Below are 684 nucleotides of genomic sequence, written 5' to 3'. Positions count from 1 at the left end.
CCGGAACGACAGGAAACGCGTGGTATGAACAAAAAGCGAAAACCCACCCCTTAGCGTTTTTCTGCAAAATTTCCCATCGCGTCCTGAATCGACCCGAAAACCGCAAATATACTGATAATGGTATATTATCTTGATAGATGCCGCTTAATGTGTTAGTCTTACAGCCATCATCAAATGGAATGTATCAATCCATTCCCCAGGAACTGAAAGATGCCAAACAACCTACGCGACATTATTCCGGTGGGCATCGGCAAAGGGGTTGTAACCCTCATTGCCAATAGTAATGGCATCCGTTTTTTGCCGCCTTCCGCACAGGTTGACACGGCGCCTGGTGCTGGCGGGTATTTCAATGTCGAGATGCCTGTTGCAGAAACAGTTGATGCCGTCGCGGCCCGCTTGCTAGGTGTTTCAGTTGAGGATATTTCAGCGGCCAATGGCCGCGCCCGAAGGGCAATGAAATGAAACATAGAGAATGGAGTGAGACAGCGAATTACCCTGGGCGCAATTGTAATTGTGGCGCTGATCCCGTTTCTTCCGATTTAACAGAAAAGATTGGAGAAGTGCTAAGGAAGCTCTGATTGAATCGACCAAACAGGGTAAAATATACCCACCTCCCAGAACATAAGTACAGAGCCAAATGAAGCAACAAAGTTTCGCGTCATTGACTTACGCCGCCAAGAAACG

The 684-nt window shown here is 47.7% G+C and carries 1 protein-coding gene; it reads left to right on the top strand.

All coding sequences use genetic code 11. The features are described from left to right. Window positions 1-210 precede the first annotated feature (210 nt). Window positions 211-462 (top strand): hypothetical protein, encoded by a 252-nt coding sequence (locus tag ACOCD2_RS24240; RefSeq protein ID WP_293650747.1) that lies wholly within the window; start codon window positions 211-213, stop codon window positions 460-462. The last annotated feature ends 222 nt before the right edge of the window (window positions 463-684 follow it).

The organism is Thiolapillus sp. (genome assembly GCF_048562965.1).
Taxonomy (GTDB): domain Bacteria; phylum Pseudomonadota; class Gammaproteobacteria; order Chromatiales; family Chromatiaceae; genus Thiolapillus; species Thiolapillus brandeum_A.
The sequence above is the reverse complement of the archived record's forward strand: the minus strand, read 5'-3'. Positions and strand labels throughout refer to the sequence as shown.

Excerpts from the sequence above, each read along its gene's own strand:
- ACOCD2_RS24240 (WP_293650747.1), top strand. The coding sequence starts at position 211 with ATGCCAAACAACCTACGCGACATTATTCCGGTGGGCATCGGCAAAGGG.